The organism is Treponema sp. UBA7570 (genome assembly GCA_002477955.1).
In the GTDB taxonomy this organism is placed as follows: Bacteria; Spirochaetota; Spirochaetia; order Treponematales; family Treponemataceae; genus Treponema_D.
Map to the genome: position 1 here is coordinate 4,176 of DLLE01000019.1, position 797 is coordinate 4,972.

Below are 797 nucleotides of genomic sequence, written 5' to 3' on the forward strand. Positions count from 1 at the left end.
CGAAAAAGTCCTGGAACTTGCACGCTCCTTTTCCGATGAGGAACTTTTTGCAAAAAAGCATTTTTCCTGGACGGGAACAACGAACCTCGGCGCATATTTCATCAGCACGACCAGCAGCCACTACGACTGGGCGATTAAAAAACTGAAGGCGCACAGAAAGATTGTGTTTTCAAAAGTGAATAAAAGTTAGAGAAATAATATAATTTGAAAACAAATGGAAGATAAACATGACGGAACATATAATTCATCCTTTTGAACCGTTTTTTAGGGCGGATTCAGAAATCTTGATTATAGGAAGCTTGCCCTCCGTAAAGTCGCGTGAAAATGGCTTTTATTACGGACATCCGCAGAACCGTTTCTGGAAAATGCTGGCGATGATTTTTTCTGAAGAAACACCAGTATCGATAGAAGAAAAACAACGCTTTCTAGAAAAACACAAAATCGCCGTGTATGATTCGATAAGAGAATGTACAATTTGCGGCTCATCCGACAGTTCTATAAGCAGTGTTGTGCCTTCTGACATTGAAAGAATAGTGTCCGCCTGTAAAATTGCAAAAATTCTTGCAAACGGCAAAACTGCCGCTAAATATTTTCTAAAATATCAGGATGAAAATTTGTGCTCCATGCTGAAAACGCTTCCTTCCACAAGTCCTGCAAATGCCGTTTACTCAATTCAAAAACTTGTTGAAATTTGGAGAAATGAGTTTTAACAGTTTTTATGTAAAATTATCCATGAAACCAGTCTTACACTCTAAAAAAAGAGCGTTCAGCAGATTATCGGGTCAAGCCCGATAATG

General features: G+C 38.6%; 2 protein-coding genes. Both read left to right on the forward strand.

The features are described from left to right. A partial coding sequence (locus B4N75_RS01830; protein WP_296706462.1) for a ClbS/DfsB family four-helix bundle protein occupies positions 1-190 on the forward strand: 190 nt, incomplete at its 5' end. Between the two features lie 37 nt (positions 191-227). Beyond that, positions 228-710, forward strand: coding sequence for a DNA-deoxyinosine glycosylase (locus B4N75_RS01835; RefSeq protein ID WP_296024746.1), 483 nt, complete (start codon positions 228-230; stop codon positions 708-710). Positions 711-797 lie beyond the last annotated feature (87 nt).